The organism is Methylosinus sp. PW1, from assembly GCF_000745215.1.
In the GTDB taxonomy this organism is placed as follows: domain Bacteria; phylum Pseudomonadota; class Alphaproteobacteria; order Rhizobiales; family Beijerinckiaceae; genus Methylosinus.
Genome location: NZ_JQNK01000009.1, coordinates 1,906,737 through 1,921,833 on the forward strand (window position 1 = coordinate 1,906,737; position 15,097 = coordinate 1,921,833).

Below are 15,097 nucleotides of genomic sequence, written 5' to 3' on the forward strand. Positions count from 1 at the left end.
CGGGGGCCTTGATAAGGCAAGCATGTCGCGCTTGGCAATCGCTGGCGCGGGGTCGATCGGCCGAATGCCGGAAGAGGCGTTTCCACCTCCCCCTCGAGGGGGAGGTCGAGCGCCGAAGGCGCTCGGGAGGGGGTGACGCCCCGAATCTCGGGGCTCCCCACCCCGTCCGGCTGACGCCGGCCGACCCTCCCCATGAAGGGGAGGGTGGAGCGCCCTTCGGCGAAATCGCTCTTATTTCAACGCGAATCCCAGCGCCCGCAGCGCCTCCTTCAGCCGATCGCGGCCGCTGAGGCTCTCCGGGCCGCGCACGCGGGAGAGCGCCTGGCGAATCCAGCCTTGCTCGGGCAGGCCCGCCTCCTTCTGGAAATCGCGGAACTTCTCGTCATAGGTCTTCACCGCCTCGCGCTGCGCCTCGTTCCAGGCATATTGCTCGCGATGCAGAACGGCTCCTTGGCCGAGGCGCGGGCGCACGCCGCCGGCCTTGGCCGGATCGGGACGGCCGACCGCCATGCCGAAGACGGCGAAAACGCCCGGCGGCAGGTCCAGCTCCTTCGCCACTTCCTCCGGCTTGTTGCGAATCCCGCCGATATAGACCCCGCCGAAGCCGAGAGACTCCAGCGCGACCAGCGCATTTTGCGCGGCGAGGCCGGCGTCGATCGCGGCGGTGAGGAACATTTCGAGATAGGGCAGCGCCGCCCCGTCGCGGCCCTGCTCCTTGCCGATATTCTCGAGCCGCGAGAGATCGGCGAGCCACAGAAGAAACAAAGGCGCGTCGCGAATATGCTGCTGATTGCCGGCGAGATCGGCGAGGCGGCTCTTGCGCGCCTCGTCCTCCACGGCGACGAGGCTCCAGACCTGGAGATTGGAGGAGGTGGCGGCCGATTGCGCGGCGGCCACGACGGTCGCCAGAGTCTCCGCGGGAATTTTTTCCGGCAGATAGGCGCGGATGGACCGATGCGCGAGCAGAAGATCGAGCGTCTCGTTCCAAACGGGCGGCGTGGGCGAGTCGTCGCGGCGATAGCGGGCGCGGATCGCCTCCGCGCCATCGGCCGCGCTCAATTCCCCTTTGGTGATCGGCTTGTTCATATCGTCTCCAGAAAACGCCGCGTGACGCGCGCACTTACGCGCGCTTTGCGGCATGGTGGCGAAAGCGGCCGCAAAAATCCACCCTGCGCCGTCGGAAAAGAGGAAGCGGACGGCGCAGGCGCCGACCCCTCGGCTTGTACGGATAGCGGCGGCGTCCGAGCCGCTCCTTGTGGACAACGCCGGGCAGTTCTGTTAATCCCCCGCGCACGGGTCAGGCGCTCCGTCAGCGCCCGACCGACTATTCTCACCCGCAGCAACGTCTCCACCCGGGGCGCGCGCCGCCTCTAGAAACAGGATCGCTTCGTGCAAGTTCTCGTCCGCGACAATAATGTCGACCAGGCTCTCAAGGCGCTGAAGAAGAAGATGCAGCGCGAAGGCATTTTCCGTGAGATGAAGCTCCGCGGCCATTATGAGAAGCCCTCGGAGAAGCGCGCCCGCGAGAAGGCCGAGGCCGTGCGCCGCGCCCGCAAGCTCGCCCGCAAGAAGCTGCAGCGCGAAGGCCTGCTGCCCGTGAAGGCGAAGCCCGCCGTCGGCGGCCGCTGATCGAAAAAAGGCGGGCGCGTCGAAATCTCGCCGAATTGCCCGCTATCATTCGTCTTCGTCGCGCATTCGAAGCGCTTTCAGGACTTGTCTGAGGAGGTCGGACGGAATGGAATTGCCGCTCGGATCGGCGGTTCGCCGGACGTCCCTCACATTTTGCCGCTGCGCGCCTCTGCGCGCGGGCGTCGCAATGCTGACTCTGCTCGCCCTCGCCGGCTGCGAGACCGCCGGCGTGCTTCGGCCGCCGGGACGCGGCTTCGCCGAGACCGACGCCGCCGATCCGAGAGCCGCCAACGCCAATATCGAGTCGCTCTCCGAGGTCGTGCGCCGCAATCCGACGCCGGAGGCCTATAATACGCGCGGCGTTGCGCTGGCCAAGATCGGCCAGTTCCAGGAGGCGATCGCCGATTTCTCCCAGGCGATCAAGATCGAGCCCAACAGCGCCGCCGCCTTCACCAATCGCGCTCTCGCCTTCCGCCAGATCGGCCGCAACGATCAGGCGCGGCTCGACTTCGACCGCGCCATAGACGTGAACCCCAGCCACGCGCCGGCCTATATCGGCCGCGCCAATCTGTTGCGCGCGCAGGGCAATCTCGATCAGGCGCTCGCCGATCTCGACGCCGCGATCAAGCTCAATCCCGAGAGCGCGCAAGCCTTTCACGCGCGGGGGCTGATCCATCAGAAGCGCGGCGACAATCAGCGCGCCGTCACCGATTTCGACAACGCCATCGACCGTGATCCTTTCGCGGCGGCGCCCTATCAGGCGCGCGGCGAGAGCCTCGTGACGCTCGGCAACTACGACAAGGCGATCGAGGATTTCAACGCGGCGCTCAATGTCGACAATAGGAGCGCGCCGGCCTGGGCCTGGCTCGGCCTCGCCTATGAGCGCAAGGGCAATCGCCAGAAGGCGGCGGAATCCTATCAGCGCGCTCTGGCGCTCGATCCGCAGCAGCCGATCGCGAAACAGGGCTCCTCGCGCGGCTGAGCCTCGAGCGCTCGCCTAGAGACGCCGCGGCTCGACGAGCGCAACGCGGATGCACGAGATCTCAACGCTCGTGGAAATTCCCCAGAGCCGCCAGCACGCGCTCGTGCACCGGTGGCGCGGGTGGAGGGGGCTCGAACGCCCGTCCGGTGATTCGCTCGTAGGCCTCGACGTAGGTCAGCGCGGTCTTCCAGATCAGTTCCGGGGGGATTTCCGGGACATCATTCCCGTACGGATCATATCGCGCGGCGACCCATTCGCGGATCACATCCTTGTCGAAGCTGTCCGGGCGCTCCCCGGCGGCCAGGCGCTGAGGATAGGTGTCCGCCCGCCAGTAGCGGCTGGAATCGGGGGTATGAATCTCGTCTGCGAGGCGGAGGGTTCCCTGGGCGTCGAGCCCGAACTCATATTTGGTGTCGGCGAGGATCAGGCCGCGTTCAGCGGCCAGAGCTCGGCCTCGGGCGAACAGAGCGAGGGCGGCTTCGCTCACCTGCCGCCACTGGCCTTCGCTGAGCAACCCGCTCGCGAGGATCTCGCCTTCAGTCAGCGGCTGGTCATGAGCGCCGTCGGCGGCCTTGCTGGTGGGGGTGATGATCGGCGTCTCGAGCGCCTGATTGTCGGCGAGGCCGTCGGGAAGCAGTTGTCCGTACATCTGCCGGCGACCAGCCCGGTACATGGTCAGGATCGAGGTGCTGGTCGTGCCCGCCAAATAGCCCCGCACAACGATCTCCACCGGCAGGATCTCTAGGCGCCGGCCAACGACGATGTTCGGGTCGGGGTAGTCCAGCACGTGGTTGGGGCAGAGGTCGGCGGTATGCTCGAAGGCCCAGCGGGCGATGCCATTCAGCACTTGGCCCTTGAACGGAATACAGCACAGGATCCGGTCGAAGGCCGACAAACGGTCGGACGTGACCAGGATACGCCGCCCGTCAGCTAGGTCGTAGTTGTCGCGCACCTTGCCGCGGTAGAGGCCGGGCAGGCGCGTGTCGATCGCCTCCCTCATCACTTGGTGGCGGCTGGCCGCCAGTCTGGTTTCGTCGATCGTGGACATGATGGTTTCCCTGACCGCCTCGCGGTCTTGTCGTTAGCGCGCCTTTGAAGCCGCGACGGCTAATGTCCGCTGGCCGTCTTATTGGACATTATCGTTTCACGATCGAGGTCTCGAGGGCGGCGTCCACCCAGCGGGCGACGCGCGGAAACACATCGGGCAAACCCAGCACCAGATGCTGCCCGCCGGACACGAGCACGAAGCGCTTCGGCTCATTGGCGAGATCGAAGAGCTTGCGGCCGAGCGCGATCGGCACCACGCCATCCTTGTCGCCATGCACGATCAGCACGGGAACATGCACGTCGCGAATGGCGAGATCGGAGCGGAACTGATCCAGCATCAGCCAGCGCACCGGCAGAAAGCCATAGCGCGTCTCGGCGACATCGGCCGCCGAGGAGAAGGGCGAGTCGAGCGCCAGCGCCGCCGCCTCCCGCCGCGCGGCGAGCTGCGTCGCGACGCCCGAGCCCAATGATTCGCCGACAATGACGATCCGCTCCGGCCCATAGCCGCGGGCGCGGGCCTCCGCATAGGCGGCCTCGGCGTCGCGTATCAGGCCCTCTTGCGTCGGCGTTCCGCTGGAGCCGGCATAGCCGCGATAGGCGATGGCGAGAAAGCCATAGCCTTCGCCCAAGAAAAATCGAAAGCGCGCGACGCGATCGACGAGCCCGCCGGCGTTGCCGTGGAAATAGAGCAGCACCGGCCGCCCCTCGCGCGGCGGCGCATGCCAGGCGACGATCGTCTCGCCGTCCGAGGTCGCGAGCTTCAGCTCCTCGACGCCGGAGAGCCCCGCCTGCTGCGGCGATATCTGGCGCATGTCCGGCAGATATTGCAGGCGCCGCTGAAACAGGCCGAGCGCCGCCGCCGCCAGAACATAGGCTCCGACAACGACGAGCGCCGCCCATTTCAGCAACGCCAGCGCCATGGTCAGCCTCCGCTTTCGGCCTTGCGCCGCGCCTCGGCGCGCTCATCGAGCTTCACCGCGATGAAGCCCGCGACGAGCACGAGAACGGCGCCGGCGATAGAGGCGCCGAGCTCGAAATGCGCCGGCGCGGTCCAGCCGAATTTCTCCCAGATCGGATCGCTGGCGATGAGCTCGCCCGAAATCCAGCCGAGCAGGCCCGCGCCCGCCCAGACCAGAATGGGAAAACGCGACAGCGCCTGCATCAGCAGGCCGGCGCCGAAGACCACGATCGGCACCGACACGGCGAGGCCGAAGATGATGAGCGGCATGGAGCCTTCCGCCGCGCCGGCGATGGCGATGACATTGTCGAGCGACATCACCGCATCGGCCATGATGATGGCCGCCACCGCGCCCCAGAGGTCCTCTTTGGCCTCCATATGATGCTCGGTCTCGTCGACGAGCAGCTTGGTGGCGACGCCGAGCAGCATCAGCCCGCCGAGCGCCTTGAGCGCCGGAATCGCCATGAGCTGAATGACCACGAAGGCGAAGGCGATACGCAGCAGCACGCCGCCGCCCGCGCCCAGCAAAATGCCCCATCGTCGCTGCTGTTTCGGAAGCTTGTGACAGGCGAGAGCGATGAGAATCGCATTGTCGCCGGAGAGAAGCAGATCGATCCAGATGATCTCTAAGACTTGGAAGCCGACGGAAAGCTCGTCGCCGTTCATTGACTTGGGTGTCCAACCCTGCCCGAGGGCAGTATGCGCGCGATCATATCGCGCTTCATGGGGCGAGCGCCAGCGAGATCGGTGGCGCTTCGCGCTATCGCCGCGTCTTGGCCGCGACATCGGCCGGCGCCGGCGCGCAAGGCGGCATGAATTCGGCGAGCTTCTTCTCATCCGCGCCGGGCGGATGCGCGTCATGGCCGAGCAGCAGAGGCAGCCAGCCGAGCGCGTCATCCGCATGCGCATAAACGTCGAAAATCACCGCGCCAGCGGGGATTTCCGCGCGGCGGCAATAGAGCCCGCCCTCGAGATCGAGCGCGCCATGGGCTTTCGCGCCGCTCTCGCGCCAGCGCTTTCCCTCCTCCTGCGCGGCGCGAATGGCGGCGAGATCGCGCCTGTCGGCCTCGAAAACCATCAGCCCGCCGTTCGTCGCCGAGTCGAGCCCGGCGAGAATGGGCCGGTCTTCCGCATGCGCGGCGGGGACGAGGCGAATCGTCAGCACGCGCTTCGCCGCTTCCTCGCCTTCGCGCCAATAGGTGGCGACGACGCGCGCGCTCGTCGGCGTCGGCTCGAGCCAATCGGGCGCGCGCAAGGCGACGCGGAGCGGAGCGACATCGGCGGTCGAGAGATCGAAGGAGCGCAGCTTCCACTGCGTGGAGAGCGGAACGCCGTTGCAGGCCGAAAGAAAAAGAGCAGAGGCGAGCGCGAGAGACGGGAGGCCACGGGTCATGGATCGCTTCCTGTTGTTCGATGATATTTTCATGTTTGACATTAAAAATAATATGCGTCAAATTATTTTAATCGCGCTGGCTGGCCATTTTGCCGAGCCGCCGAAAGGATGGAATCCCATGATCGACGCCATTGCTTTCCAAGACCCGCGTCTTTCCGCGCTGCGGGCGCGCATCGGATGGATCTGCCAAACAATTCGGGCGCTCGTCGTTTTCTTCGCGGCGGCCGATCTCCTCGCGATACTGACCTTCTGGGCCGACGCCGGAAAGGTCGAGCGCCACTTTCGCGAGCTGTTGCAGATCGACGTTTCGGGCGCTTCGCAAGGCCAATATGCGGCGGCGACGGCGCTGAGCCTCTTCGTCTGGGTCTTTGTCGCCGTCATCTGCTTTTGCCTGTGGCGCGTGTTCAGCCTCTATCTCGAGGGCGGCGTCTTCTCCGCGGAGGCGGCGCTATGGCTGCGGCGCGCGGGCGTCATCGGACTGATCACAGTCCTTCTGGACATGGCGATGCGCTCCGCGATCATTCTGGCCATCGCCTCGCATCTTCCCTATGCGCAGAGCCATCACGGCTACATAAAGCTCGAGGATCTGCTGAACGTCATCTTCCTGCTGATGCTGATCGCCATAGCGCATATCTTCAAGACCGCCGCCGACATCGCCGGCGAAAACGCGCAATTCGTGTGAGCGCCATGGCGATCGTGGTCAATCTCGACGTGATGCTCGCGCGGCGCAAGATGCGCTCGCGCGATCTCGCGCAACGTATCGGCATCGCCGAGCAGAATGTGAGCCTTTTGAAATCCGGCAAGGTGAAAGGAATTCGCTTCGATACGCTGGAGAAAATCTGCGAGGTCTTGGACTGCCAGCCGGGCGACATTCTGGAATATCGGCCGGAGGAGCAGGAGAAGGGCGGTTGATTTGTCCGGCAAATCAGCGCACGGAGCATTGTCCCGCTACCGCGGGCTGCTTTGCCTCACAGCGCGCATACATAATTTTGCTGACTTTCGGAGACGTCATGAGCGAGGACAATGAGCGAACGGCCAAGCTGGAAGTACGTCTCGGATTGGAGGCGCTGGCCATGATCGAACGCGCCGCCGAAATCCAAGGCCGCAGCGTCGGTGATTTCGTGGCCGTCGCCGCGCTGGAAGCGGCGCTGCGCACGATCGCAGAAACACAGGTCATCCGTCTCTCGGTGGAAGATCAGCGAATTTTCGCTGACGCCGTCCTCGACCCAACGACGCCGGCGCCGGGGCTGCTGCGCGCCGCCGACGCCTATCGCCGACTCGTCGAGGCTCCGAAGTGACCGCGGAGTCCTGCTCTCACTTCAAGAACACATAAATATCCACCTCGAGCCCATCGTCGTCGCTGGTCTTCAAATCGGTGAGATATTCCTCGACGAACAGATTTTTCGTGTCGAGACCCTTCTCGTCCAGAAAAGCGGTGATCGCCTCATAGGTCGAGTCGATCTCCTCATAAGGCCCGCGATGCTGGAACTTCAGCGCCTTGCCGGCGGGCGAGGCGCCGGCCTCGACGCCATGCTCGAATTTGGCCTTGGCCTCGGGCGGGCGCGTCAGCGGCAGCATGGCCTCGAAATGAAAGCCATTGTCATCCGTCTCGGTGAAGGCGACCAGCGGACGGCCGTCCGCGGTGAGGCCGGCCTTGGAGGCGGCGATGCGCAGGCTGGAGATAGCCTCGGAGAGCGTCTTGAGCCCCTCCGTCCATGTGCCCTGCCCGCGCAATTTGAGGACGGGCCGGGCAATGATATCGGTCGCCTGGCCGGCGACGGCGTCGGCTTGCGCCTGGGCCTCCGCCTCGGCCTGAGAGGGCTCGTTGAGGTCGAGCGTCGGCTTCGGCGCGACGGGGCTGTCCGGCGCGGCGGGCGCGGGCTTTTGCGGCGTCTCCGCCGCGACCTGCGCGCCCGGCGCCGTCACGACGGCGGTGGAGGTCGGCGGAGTGGATGTCGCGCCGAAAAAGGCTCCCGCGACGACGGCGAGAACGGCCAGACCCGCGACAAAGGGCCAAGCGCGCTTCAATCTCTGCGTGAAGCCCTCATCGCTCGAATTGCTCATGGGTCTCGTCCTCTTTGAAAGCGCGGGCGCCGGCCATAGCGTCGCGATTCGATTCTCTATATACGCCTGTAACAGGAAATGAACGGCATGATGACCAGCCCGCTCGCCGGCCTCCCGATCTTTCGCATGAACGGGATCGGCAATGAAATTCTCGTTCTCGACTTGCGCCGCGCGGGCCTCGAGGTCGCGCCCGCCGAGGCGCGCGCCATCGCCCGCGCCCCCGGCCTGCGCTTCGACCAGCTGATGGTCCTGCATGCGCCGCGCCATGCGGACGCGAACGCTTATATGCGCATCTACAATACCGACGGCTCGCTCTCCGCCGCCTGCGGCAATGGCACGCGCTGCGTCGCCTATGTGCTCGGCCGCGCCGGCGAAGGCGAGGCGCTGACGCTGGAGACCGAGGCCGGCCCGGTGCGCACATGGCGCGCGGGCGAGACGCGCTTTACCGTCGATATGGGCGCGCCTCGTCTCGGCTGGCGGGACGTGCCGCTCGCCGCCGAAGCCCCCGATACGAGAAATGTGCCGCTCGCGCCTGAAGTCCAGGGGGCGCCGGCCGCCTTTTCGGCAGTCAATATGGGCAATCCTCATGCGGTCTTCTTCGTCGAGGACCCGCTCGCTCTCGATCTCGCCACGCTCGGGCCGCAGCTCGAGCATCACAGGCTCTTCCCCGAGCGCGCCAATATCTCCTTCGCCAAGATCGTCGCGCCGGATGAGATTTTGCTGCGCGTCTGGGAGCGCGGCACGGGCGAGACGCGCGCCTGCGGCTCGGCCGCCTGCGCGACGCTGGTGGCGGCCGCCCGCGCCGGCCTCTCGGCGCGCGAGGCGCGCATTCGCCTTCCCGGCGGCGAGCTGGTCATCGCCTGGGGGCCGGACGATCATGTGATGATGACCGGCGACGTCGAGCTCGAATTCGAGACGGAGCTGGAAGCCGGCTTCTTCGCCGAGCTGGACGCGTGAGCGCCGCGGTCGACATCGTCACCTTCGGCTGCCGCCTCAATTACGTCGATTCGGAGCGGCTGCTGCGCGAGGCGCGCGCCGGCGCGCAAAGCGAGCGCGTCATCGTCAATACCTGCGCCGTGACGGCGGAGGCGACGCGCCAGGCGCGGCAAGCGATCCGCCGCCTTCATCGCGAGCGGCCGGCGGCCGAGATCGTCGTCGCCGGCTGCGCGGCGCGCATCGATCCCGCGAGCTTCGCCGCAATGGATGGCGTCGCGCGCGTGCTCGCCGAGCCGGGCGCGCCGCGCGCCGACAGCGCCGCCGAGGGGCAGACGCGCGCCTTTCTCGCCGTGCAGAACGGCTGCGACCATAGCTGCACTTTCTGCATCATTCCCTTGGGCCGCGGCCCCTCGCGCTCCATCGCGCCGGCCGAGGTCGTCGCCGAGGCGCGGCGGCTGGTCGAGAGCGGCAAGCGCGAGATCGTGCTGACCGGCGTCGATCTCACCAGCTATTCCGCCGAGGGCGTTACGCTCGGCGGACTCGCGCGCGCGCTGCTGCGGGAATTGCCGCAGCTCGAGCGGCTGCGGCTCTCCTCCATCGACTGCATAGAGGCGGACGCCGAGCTGTTGGACTGCATGCGCAGCGAGCCGCGGCTCATGCCGCATCTGCATCTCTCGCTGCAAGCCGGCGACGACCTCATTCTGAAGCGCATGAAGCGCCGGCATTCGCGCGCCGACGCCATCCGCTTTTGCGCCGAGCTGCGCGAAGCGCGGCCGGATATCGTCTTCGGCGCTGATTTCATCGTGGGCTTTCCCACCGAGACGGAAGACATGTTCGCGCGCACGCTCGCTCTCGTCGAGCAATGCGGGCTGACGCATCTGCATGTCTTCCCCTATTCGCCGCGTCCCGGAACGCCGGCGGCGCTGATGCCGCAGGTCAATGGCGCATTGGTGAAAGAACGCGCCGCCCGCCTGCGCGCGGCCGGAGACGCGGCGCTCATCCGCCATCTCGACGCGCAGATCGGCAAGACATTGCGTGTGCTGACGGAAAAAGGCGGCATGGCCCGCGCCGAAGATTTCACTCCCATCCGCACGCCCGGCGCGGAAGCGGGGCGCATGCTGGATGTTCGCGTGACGGGGCATGACGGGAAGGCGTCGAGCGGGGTTTAGATCGCGCGCTCGATTGTTTCGATCGGCATAAAAAACGTCCGCTCGCCGAGCTTGCAGGGAAGAAACCCACGTCTCGTATAGAACGGAGCCGACTCCTCATCGAGCGCGTGGACAATCACGCCTCGCACGCCGATCGTCTGCGACGCGGAGAGAATTCTCTTCAGCGTATCGGCGAGCAGATCGTCCCCCAGCCCCTTGCCCGCGTAGCGTAGATCCCGCGCCAACCTGCCGATGACGCTCACCGGGATCGGATTGGGCAGTCCGTGCTTGCGGACCTTCGAAGGCATCGCCGCTCGCTCGATCGAGCCCGCGGAAATGCAGTAATAGCCGATAACCGTATCGCCCTCACAGGCGACATAGCTTCTCGCGCTACGTCCTTCGCTCGCGGCCGCATGTTGCTTCAGCCATTCGTTCAGCGACGGCTTGCCGCAATCGAAGGACCGAAAATCATGCTTGGTCGGATCGAGCCGCGCGGGCGCATGAAACATCGCCCCGCGCTCTATTTCTCCCATAGAGGCTTCTTCTTCAGCAGCGCTCTGAGGTCTTCATTGGGCGGCGGCGGCCGATCCAGCGCCGCTTCGAATTCCGCAAAGTCTTTTTCGTTCAGCACGAACAGACGTTGGTCGAGCAATATGTCGACCGCATGCTGCCGAGCGCTCTCCGTGATGAACTCGCTACGCGTCTTGCCGAGGAGCGAGGCCGCGGTGTCGATCAGATTGCGCGTCGTCGTCGACATGCGCACATTCACTGTGGAGTCGTGACGTTCTCTGGCCGGCGCCGCCGGCTGTTTCGACGCCCGGGTCGGCATTCGACTCTCCTCCGCGATCAGCTATTGAAAGGCCTTTGTGTGGATAGTGTCAACACAAAACGACATTCGTCACGGCGCCCTATAAACGATCCGATAGATCGCCCCATTCTGGTCGTCCGTCACCAGCAGCGATCCGTCCGGCAGCTCCGCCACATCCACGGGCCGGCCGAGATATTGCGGATCGCCATTGTTCCACCCTTCCGCGAAAGGCTCGCTGACGCCGCGCTTTCCCTCCGGGCCGACGCGGGTGAACATCACGCGCGCGCCGACCGGCATGGTGCGGTCCCAGGAGCCGTGCTGCGCCGAGAAAATCCCGCCGCGATAATAGGGCGGGAAAGCCGAGCCGCGATAGAAGATCATGCCGAGATCGGCGGCGTGCGGCGCCTCCTCCACTTGCGGAAAGACGCCGCCCTCCGGCGGCGTATCGCGCGAATATTCGTAAGTTCGCACATGGCCGCCGCCATACCAGGGAAAGCCGAAATGCAGTCCCGCCCGCGGCGCGCGATTCAGCTCGCCGGGCGGCGTGTCGTCGCCCATGCGATCGACCTGATTGTCGGTGAACCAGAGCGTTCCGTCCGCAGGGTCGAAATCCATGCCGACCGAATTGCGAACGCCCCGCGCGAAAACCTCGCGGCCGGAGCCGTCGCGATTCATGCGGATGATGCCTCCCATGCCGATGCGCTCATAGAGCTCGAGCTTATCGCGCGGCGTGACATTGTAGGGCTGGCCCAGCGAGACATAGAGCTTGCCGTCCGGCCCGACGCGACAGATGCGCGTCGTGTGATTGGCGCTCTGCTCGGCGACCGGGATGAGCCCGCCTTGCGGCGCTAGGCTGCGCGCATCCTTCCAGGCGAGCCGGCGCCAGTCGCTCTCGGCTGAAGCAAAGCTCGAAATGCGATTCTGCTCGACGACGAACAATGTTCCCTCCGCGTCGAAGCAGAGCCCATGCGGAATGACGAAAGGCGCATCCGCCGCGAATGTCTCGACCGAGGCGGCGCGCTCGCCGCCCGGAATCAGCACATGAATGCGGCTCGCATCCGTGCCGACGAAAATCGCCTCGCCGCGCGGGCCAATGGCGAGCGTCCGCGCGTGCGGAACCAGCGCATAGAGCGAGATGGAAAACCCCTCCGGCAGCTGAATGCGGCGCAGGTCCTTCTCGATTTGCTTCGCCTCGTCCTGCGCCGAAGGCGCCGCATCGGCGTTCAGCAAGAAGGTCGCGCTCAGGAAAAGGCAGAGGAGGAAACGGGCGATCATCGGGGAATCTCCGGGGCGGCCGCGCCTCTCGGAGAGATAGGGGCGCAGACCGCCGGCGCCGCGCAAAATATTTATCCCGGGTATTATTGACTCAACAAATTTATACCGGGTATAATTTGCGCATGGAAAAAGACGCTCTCTCCCGCCTGTCGCGGCCCTGCGCCGCTTTCGCCGACGGCCGCATTCTGGCCGCCGGCCCGCTGGTCGAGGTCGCCTTGGCGGTGAAGAACGCCGATGCGGCCGATGGCTATGTCCTCACTTTCGACGACGCCACCGGCGAGGTGGTCGATCTCGATCTGCGCGGCGCCAAGCCGGAGATCATCGCGCGGCTCGCCGCCGCCTCTCCCGGCAGAGAGCGCAGCGACGCCGCTCCGGCGGAAGGCGCGGAGGAAGGCGCGCGCGGTCGCGGACGGCCGAGGCTCGGCGTTGTCGCGCGCGAGGTCACGCTGCTGCCGCGCCATTGGGACTGGCTCGCCGCGCAGCCGGGCGGCGCTTCGGCGACGCTGCGCCGCCTCGTCGAGACTGCGCGTCGCGAGGGCGGAACGGAGAGCCATAAGCGCGAGGCGCGCGAGGCCGCCTATCGCTTTCTCTCCGCCATAGCGGGAAATCTTCCCGGCTATGAGGAAGCGTTGCGCGCGCTCTTCGCCGGCGATGCGGCGCGATTCGAATCGATCATGGCTGATTGGCCACAGGATGTGCGCGCCTATGCGCTGCGCCTCGCCGAAGCAGGCGGCGCGTGAGCGGGACTCCCGGCTTGCAATGGCGCGGTCGGGAGCGCATGTAACGCGCGACATCCGCTTCCGGCGACGAGGATTTAAATGCCGCTCTACGCCTATAGCTGCAATTCCTGCGACAATGAATTCGAGACATTGGTGCGCTCGGACGAAATTCCCGCCTGTCCGGCCTGCGGCGGCGTCGAATTGACGCGCCAGCTCTCGCTGATCGCCAAGCCGGCGAGCGGCGGCGAGACCGAAGCCTCCTGCGCCTCCATGGGCGGAGCGGGCGGCTGCGGCGCCTCCTGCCCCGCCTTCGCCGATTGCGGCTGAGCGCGAATTTCAGGCGTTCGCCGCGAATAGTTCTATATCGACGGTTGACTTCGTCGAAGAGAGTGAGATTCTTTCGGCGTCGGCCCTCCGCCGGGTAGCCCCGGGGGAAATGACGGCTCACGCCGCTTTCTCTCGCGCATCGGATCGGATCGGAAGACGATCGAATTCATCCTGAAGGGAGAACATCCATTCGCCGTCCAATGAAGAGCACCGCGGCCCCACAGAAGGAGGGTCCGCGCATCAACCGGGAGATTCGCGCGCGCGAGGTGCAACTGATCGACTCGGAAGGCAAGAACCACGGCGTGGTTCCGTTTGTCGACGCCCTCTCTCTGGCGGAAACGGCTGCGCTCGATCTCGTCGAGATCGCGCCCAATTCCGAGCCGCCGGTCTGCAAAATTCTCGATTACGGCAGATTTCGATTTCTCGAGCAGAAAAAGGCCGCCGAGGCCCGCAAGAAGCAGAAGATCGTCGAGGTCAAGGAGATCAAGCTCCGCCCCGGCATCGACGAGCACGACTATGATGTGAAGATGAAAGCCGTGCAGCGCTTCTTCGAGGAGGGCGACAAGGTCAAGGTCACATTGCGTTTTCGTGGTCGCGAGATCGCGCATCAGGATATCGGCTACCGTCTGATGACGCGCGTCAAGGCGGAGACGGCGACTATCGCCAAGGTCGAGCTCGAGCCCTCCATGGAAGGCCGGCAGATGATCATGGTGCTGGCGCCGCGCTGACGCGGCTTCGGGCGGGGCCTCGATCCGCACTTGCCGAGGCCGCGTCTTTCAGTCTTTGTTGTCTTTCATGTCCATCGTCTCTCTCCGCGCGATTCTCTCCGGCGCGGCGCTTCTTTCGGCGCTCCCCGCCACGACCGGCGCCATCGCTCAGATGGCGCTGCCGGGCGCGGTCGCGCCGGCGCCGGCGGGTTCTGTCGCGGCCCCCGTCGAGCCCGGCGCCAAGCCCAAATCCCGCGCCGCCGTGACGCCCGTCGCTCCCAAGCCGCCGAGCGAGGAGACGATCGTCGGACGCATCCTCTATCAAGATGGCGAGGCGCGCGGCTCGATCGAGCTGCAACGGCGTGGCGGCGCGCTCGAGGTGGCGCGGCTGTCGCTTGTGGGCGATCGGCTGACGCGCTCTGGGGAAACCTGCCGGATCGAGGTATCCGAGCCCTTGCGCCTGACGCCGCGGCAGACGACCGGCGGTCTTCTTCGTTATGAAGTGGAGTTTCCTGCCTGCCCCTTCAGCTTCGACGCGCTCGACGGCGCGATTCTGGTCAGCTCCGAAGGCAAGGCATGCGAGCTGAAGCAGGCCGATTGCCGCGCCGACCCCAATGGACTCTGGGGCATGGGCGCCGGCGAGCTCGACCCCAAGCGCGCCGAAGAGATGCTGACCATGCGCGCCCGCATCGAGCAGACGGTGCGCAACGACTACAAGGCGCTCTACGACAAGATGAAATCGGAAAAGGGCCAGCGCAAGGAACTCGTCCGCGAGCAGGCCGGCTTTTCCGCGCGCCGCGAGGAGATTTGCCGCTCCTATGTGCAGGAGGCGGATTTCGGCTATTGCGCGCTGCGCGTGACAGAGGCGCGCGCTCTCACGCTCGGCACGCAGCTGGCGAGCGGCTTCAAAAAGACGGCGGAAGCCGAGGGGAAGAAGAAGAAACGCTGAGCCGGCGTCGTGGCCCCTCATCCGACCCTCGCTGAAGCGAGGGCCACCTTCTCCCGCAAGCAGCACGGCTGTCCGGGGAATGAGTCGATAGGTCGCGGGCGCATGCCCGGCTTTCCCGAGAGTTTCGGGGTACTTTCTGGTTGTCGAGACTCAGA

General features: G+C 65.9%; 20 protein-coding genes. 11 read left to right on the forward strand and 9 right to left on the reverse strand.

What is annotated here, in order from left to right; translation table 11 throughout:
- Positions 1-231: 231 nt before the first annotated feature.
- Positions 232-1,086: an NADPH-dependent oxidoreductase gene (locus K369_RS18715; protein WP_036293246.1), complete on the reverse strand. Its 855-nt coding sequence runs from the start codon at positions 1,084-1,086 to the stop codon at positions 232-234.
- Positions 1,087-1,389: 303 nt separating this feature from the next.
- Between K369_RS18715 and rpsU the strand changes: the two genes are divergently transcribed.
- A complete protein-coding gene (rpsU, locus tag K369_RS18720) occupies positions 1,390-1,629 on the forward strand; it encodes a 30S ribosomal protein S21 (RefSeq protein WP_018267543.1) in 240 nt (79 codons plus the stop codon).
- A 106-nt stretch (positions 1,630-1,735) separates the two neighbouring features.
- Entirely contained in the window at positions 1,736-2,611 is an 876-nt protein-coding gene (locus tag K369_RS18725; protein WP_036293248.1) for a tetratricopeptide repeat protein, read from the forward strand.
- Positions 2,612-2,672: 61 nt separating this feature from the next.
- Here K369_RS18725 and K369_RS18730 read toward each other — a convergent pair whose 3' ends face one another.
- The 4 genes from K369_RS18730 to K369_RS24910 form a co-directional block, all read right to left on the reverse strand.
- Positions 2,673-3,659: a phosphoribosylaminoimidazolesuccinocarboxamide synthase gene (locus K369_RS18730; RefSeq protein WP_051949398.1), complete on the reverse strand. Its 987-nt coding sequence runs from the start codon at positions 3,657-3,659 to the stop codon at positions 2,673-2,675.
- A gap of 88 nt (positions 3,660-3,747) precedes the next feature.
- Entirely contained in the window at positions 3,748-4,578 is an 831-nt protein-coding gene (locus tag K369_RS18735; protein ID WP_051949399.1) for an alpha/beta hydrolase, read from the reverse strand.
- 2 nt (positions 4,579-4,580) lie between these two features.
- Complete coding sequence (locus tag K369_RS18740) at positions 4,581-5,282, reverse strand: TerC family protein (RefSeq protein WP_036293250.1); 702 nt, start codon at positions 5,280-5,282, stop codon at positions 4,581-4,583.
- 94 nt (positions 5,283-5,376) lie between these two features.
- Positions 5,377-6,009 carry a hypothetical protein gene (locus K369_RS24910; protein ID WP_051949400.1) on the reverse strand — a complete coding sequence of 211 codons (633 nt, stop codon included), beginning with the start codon at positions 6,007-6,009 and terminating at the stop codon, positions 5,377-5,379.
- Between the two features lie 118 nt (positions 6,010-6,127).
- On the opposite strand from K369_RS24910, the gene K369_RS18750 reads away from it, so the two are divergent.
- The 3 genes from K369_RS18750 to K369_RS18760 all read left to right on the forward strand — a co-directional run bounded on the left by K369_RS18750 (position 6,128) and on the right by K369_RS18760 (position 7,307).
- The gene (locus K369_RS18750; RefSeq protein ID WP_036295839.1) at positions 6,128-6,691 is read left to right on the forward strand and encodes a DUF2975 domain-containing protein; all 564 of its coding nucleotides are present in this window, start codon (positions 6,128-6,130) and stop codon (positions 6,689-6,691) included.
- A gap of 5 nt (positions 6,692-6,696) precedes the next feature.
- A complete protein-coding gene (locus K369_RS18755; RefSeq protein WP_036293252.1) occupies positions 6,697-6,921 on the forward strand; it encodes a helix-turn-helix transcriptional regulator in 225 nt (74 codons plus the stop codon).
- A 98-nt stretch (positions 6,922-7,019) separates the two neighbouring features.
- Positions 7,020-7,307, forward strand: coding sequence for a DUF1778 domain-containing protein (locus K369_RS18760; RefSeq protein WP_036293254.1), 288 nt, complete (start codon positions 7,020-7,022; stop codon positions 7,305-7,307).
- 16 nt (positions 7,308-7,323) lie between these two features.
- Here K369_RS18760 and K369_RS18765 read toward each other — a convergent pair whose 3' ends face one another.
- Positions 7,324-8,073, reverse strand: coding sequence for a GyrI-like domain-containing protein (locus K369_RS18765; protein WP_036293256.1), 750 nt, complete (start codon positions 8,071-8,073; stop codon positions 7,324-7,326).
- Between the two features lie 90 nt (positions 8,074-8,163).
- On the opposite strand from K369_RS18765, the gene dapF reads away from it, so the two are divergent.
- Together dapF and K369_RS18775 are read left to right on the forward strand one after the other, a co-directional pair.
- A complete protein-coding gene (gene dapF, locus K369_RS18770) occupies positions 8,164-9,030 on the forward strand; it encodes a diaminopimelate epimerase (protein ID WP_036295841.1) in 867 nt (288 codons plus the stop codon).
- Positions 9,027-10,178: a MiaB/RimO family radical SAM methylthiotransferase gene (locus tag K369_RS18775; RefSeq protein WP_036293258.1), complete on the forward strand. Its 1,152-nt coding sequence runs from the start codon at positions 9,027-9,029 to the stop codon at positions 10,176-10,178. Before dapF ends, K369_RS18775 begins: the two co-directional genes overlap by 4 nt.
- On the opposite strand, the gene K369_RS18780 is transcribed toward K369_RS18775, so the two are convergent.
- The 3 genes from K369_RS18780 to K369_RS18790 form a co-directional block, all read right to left on the reverse strand.
- Complete coding sequence (locus K369_RS18780; RefSeq protein ID WP_051949402.1) at positions 10,175-10,666, reverse strand: GNAT family N-acetyltransferase; 492 nt, start codon at positions 10,664-10,666, stop codon at positions 10,175-10,177. The two genes, K369_RS18775 and K369_RS18780, sit on opposite strands and share 4 nt — an antisense overlap.
- A gap of 11 nt (positions 10,667-10,677) precedes the next feature.
- Positions 10,678-10,986: a DUF1778 domain-containing protein gene (locus K369_RS18785; RefSeq protein ID WP_051949403.1), complete on the reverse strand. Its 309-nt coding sequence runs from the start codon at positions 10,984-10,986 to the stop codon at positions 10,678-10,680.
- A 69-nt stretch (positions 10,987-11,055) separates the two neighbouring features.
- Positions 11,056-12,240, reverse strand: coding sequence for a sorbosone dehydrogenase family protein (locus K369_RS18790; protein WP_036295843.1), 1,185 nt, complete (start codon positions 12,238-12,240; stop codon positions 11,056-11,058).
- Positions 12,241-12,362: 122 nt separating this feature from the next.
- Between K369_RS18790 and K369_RS18795 the strand changes: the two genes are divergently transcribed.
- The 4 genes from K369_RS18795 to K369_RS18810 all read left to right on the forward strand — a co-directional run bounded on the left by K369_RS18795 (position 12,363) and on the right by K369_RS18810 (position 14,942).
- Positions 12,363-12,980: a DUF2239 family protein gene (locus tag K369_RS18795; protein WP_036293263.1), complete on the forward strand. Its 618-nt coding sequence runs from the start codon at positions 12,363-12,365 to the stop codon at positions 12,978-12,980.
- Between the two features lie 78 nt (positions 12,981-13,058).
- Entirely contained in the window at positions 13,059-13,286 is a 228-nt protein-coding gene (locus tag K369_RS18800) for a zinc ribbon domain-containing protein (protein ID WP_036293264.1), read from the forward strand.
- 200 nt (positions 13,287-13,486) lie between these two features.
- Positions 13,487-14,014, forward strand: coding sequence for a translation initiation factor IF-3 (gene infC, locus K369_RS18805; RefSeq protein ID WP_024881579.1), 528 nt, complete (start codon positions 13,487-13,489; stop codon positions 14,012-14,014).
- A gap of 67 nt (positions 14,015-14,081) precedes the next feature.
- The gene (locus K369_RS18810; RefSeq protein ID WP_245278244.1) at positions 14,082-14,942 is read left to right on the forward strand and encodes a hypothetical protein; all 861 of its coding nucleotides are present in this window, start codon (positions 14,082-14,084) and stop codon (positions 14,940-14,942) included.
- The last annotated feature ends 155 nt before the right edge of the window (positions 14,943-15,097 follow it).

Bases quoted from the DNA above. Each gene is read 5' to 3' on its own strand.
- K369_RS18715 (WP_036293246.1), bottom strand. From the start codon at position 1,086: ATGAACAAGCCGATCACCAAAGGGGAATTGAGCGCGGCCGATGGCGCG.
- K369_RS18725 (WP_036293248.1), top strand. From the start codon at position 1,736: ATGGAATTGCCGCTCGGATCGGCGGTTCGCCGGACGTCCCTCACATTT.
- K369_RS18730 (WP_051949398.1), bottom strand. From the start codon at position 3,659: ATGTCCACGATCGACGAAACCAGACTGGCGGCCAGCCGCCACCAAGTG.
- K369_RS18735 (WP_051949399.1), bottom strand. From the start codon at position 4,578: ATGGCGCTGGCGTTGCTGAAATGGGCGGCGCTCGTCGTTGTCGGAGCC.
- K369_RS18740 (WP_036293250.1), bottom strand. From the start codon at position 5,282: ATGAACGGCGACGAGCTTTCCGTCGGCTTCCAAGTCTTAGAGATCATC.
- K369_RS24910 (WP_051949400.1), bottom strand. From the start codon at position 6,009: ATGACCCGTGGCCTCCCGTCTCTCGCGCTCGCCTCTGCTCTTTTTCTT.
- K369_RS18750 (WP_036295839.1), top strand. From the start codon at position 6,128: ATGATCGACGCCATTGCTTTCCAAGACCCGCGTCTTTCCGCGCTGCGG.
- K369_RS18755 (WP_036293252.1), top strand. From the start codon at position 6,697: ATGGCGATCGTGGTCAATCTCGACGTGATGCTCGCGCGGCGCAAGATG.
- K369_RS18760 (WP_036293254.1), top strand. From the start codon at position 7,020: ATGAGCGAGGACAATGAGCGAACGGCCAAGCTGGAAGTACGTCTCGGA.
- K369_RS18765 (WP_036293256.1), bottom strand. From the start codon at position 8,073: ATGAGCAATTCGAGCGATGAGGGCTTCACGCAGAGATTGAAGCGCGCT.
- dapF (WP_036295841.1), top strand. From the start codon at position 8,164: ATGACCAGCCCGCTCGCCGGCCTCCCGATCTTTCGCATGAACGGGATC.
- K369_RS18780 (WP_051949402.1), bottom strand. From the start codon at position 10,666: ATGTTTCATGCGCCCGCGCGGCTCGATCCGACCAAGCATGATTTTCGG.
- K369_RS18785 (WP_051949403.1), bottom strand. From the start codon at position 10,986: ATGCCGACCCGGGCGTCGAAACAGCCGGCGGCGCCGGCCAGAGAACGT.
- K369_RS18790 (WP_036295843.1), bottom strand. From the start codon at position 12,240: ATGATCGCCCGTTTCCTCCTCTGCCTTTTCCTGAGCGCGACCTTCTTG.
- K369_RS18795 (WP_036293263.1), top strand. From the start codon at position 12,363: ATGGAAAAAGACGCTCTCTCCCGCCTGTCGCGGCCCTGCGCCGCTTTC.
- K369_RS18800 (WP_036293264.1), top strand. From the start codon at position 13,059: ATGCCGCTCTACGCCTATAGCTGCAATTCCTGCGACAATGAATTCGAG.
- infC (WP_024881579.1), top strand. From the start codon at position 13,487: ATGAAGAGCACCGCGGCCCCACAGAAGGAGGGTCCGCGCATCAACCGG.
- K369_RS18810 (WP_245278244.1), top strand. From the start codon at position 14,082: ATGTCCATCGTCTCTCTCCGCGCGATTCTCTCCGGCGCGGCGCTTCTT.